At 47.9% G+C, this 1,603-nt stretch carries 3 protein-coding genes; 2 read left to right on the forward strand and 1 reads right to left on the reverse strand.

Annotation, left to right across the window (positions count from 1 at the left end; all coding sequences use genetic code 11):
* The first annotated feature begins 242 nt into the window (after positions 1–242).
* Together ACUHMQ_RS20675 and ACUHMQ_RS20680 are read left to right on the forward strand one after the other, a co-directional pair.
* Positions 243–1,052, forward strand: coding sequence for a hypothetical protein (locus ACUHMQ_RS20675; protein ID WP_445297331.1), 810 nt, complete (start codon positions 243–245; stop codon positions 1,050–1,052).
* A gap of 1 nt (position 1,053) precedes the next feature.
* Positions 1,054–1,323 carry a DUF7660 family protein gene (locus ACUHMQ_RS20680; RefSeq protein ID WP_445297332.1) on the forward strand — a complete coding sequence of 90 codons (270 nt, stop codon included), beginning with the start codon at positions 1,054–1,056 and terminating at the stop codon, positions 1,321–1,323.
* A gap of 68 nt (positions 1,324–1,391) precedes the next feature.
* Here the strand turns inward: ACUHMQ_RS20680 and ACUHMQ_RS20685 are convergent.
* Positions 1,392–1,603, reverse strand: a 212-nt coding sequence (locus ACUHMQ_RS20685) for a hypothetical protein (protein WP_445297333.1), incomplete at its 5' end; no start/stop codon positions are given.

Below are 1,603 nucleotides of genomic sequence, written 5' to 3' on the forward strand. Positions count from 1 at the left end.
TGGAAAAAATTCCTGTTTAGTGGGTATTGTTGAGCCTATCGATGCGTTAAAAGCCGCATGGCGTCTAGGTTTGAAGGGTTTTAGTACGACAACTTGCGACCGGGAAATCTATCTTCGGGGATGTGCTGGGTAACAGCATCGCGGGGAATGGTCGTAACTGGGTGGGAGCACCGAAACCAAAAGAACCGGATGCCAATACACGTTGGGGTGTTAGAAGCAGTACGAACCCTGAATCCAATGCCATGTACGACCTACTGGCACAGGAGATGGGTAATAGAAGCGCATTACCATCCGTAGAAGGCGTTGAAGTCGCGGCGAACGATCCCGATAGCTTCTCGCATCAGTTCATGCCCGGAATCAAGACAGCGAGAGATTTGGTCAGTGATTCAGGCTGGGGTGGCGTATCGACAGAAACGCTGAAGAGATTGGCTGACTCGCCATCACTATCCCCTTCCAATGGCTTTAACCGTCTAAGTGCTGCACAACGCTATGTTGAGGGAAGTGATCATCTGTACGGAACAGGAGGCCCATTTGTTGGCGTCCATGTTGCAGCGGGAGGAAATCCAGACTCAAGCGTAGCGCGTGTATTGGGTAATCTAGGTTCAGCTACTTTGGACTTTGGTAGTGTGTATGGTGTGCCAAAGCTGAGTAACCCCAAACTCACGGTAGCAAATGCTCCCGACAATGCTAGGCCAAGCTACCTAACTTCTTCTGAATTCGCTGAACTACCGCGGACGGGAATGATTGATCCTCGGACTATTAGGTACAGTCAAAATAATGCTAAGGCCGAATTTAAGGCACCGTTTGGTTCAGTAAATGAATTCATTCAAGGTCTAAAGTCTGGCGACATTAACCCTGCCACAGTAAATCCTGTTCGAATTGTTCAACGGGATGGGAAAATTTTTACTCTCGACAATCGACGTCTTTACAGCTTCGAGCAAGCTGGTGTTGATATTCCGTACCAAAAACTTGACACGATACCGAAGCGGGAGTTGTTCAAGTTCTCTACGACTAATGAAGGAACTTCAATAGTCATTCGAAAAGGTAAATGAAATGGTTGGTGACGATCTATTTGATTACGCAAAGACTGTTTCTTCGCGTGATGATTTTGTGAAATTTGTAGAGTATCTCAACGAAGATTACAGAAAGAAACATGAGGAGTGGGGTAACAAGACACTTGAAGAGTTTCTTGGAGGATTATCAGGTTTCGCAAATGACATGGCTGGGTACTACAAGAACATGGGGGAAGTTGTTGACGTTGAAACCATCAGTTGGCGAATGATGGCTGAAATGCTCTTGGCAGCAACTGTGTACGAGAGTTGAACTGCACATCTTCTGGGTTGAATGTCATGCTGTACTTTGAAGCTGGTATTCAGAAATCTGCCAATACTTCACACTTGGAAGTCATCCTCACAGCGCACCCAGTCGGCATTGCCGTCTAAATGCACGCACTCCTCCCGGTCGGTCCACCATTCAGGTGGGCCGGACTCGGCGCAGTGGTCCAAATAACCTGCATCATAGGGTGGCGGTTCATCTAAACCGGGGTCTTCCTCGGGGTTCCACCATGTTGGTGGGCCTTCATCGGGGTAATCGTCGTCGTTTT

It is taken from the genome of Chitinimonas violaceus, from assembly GCF_052601015.1.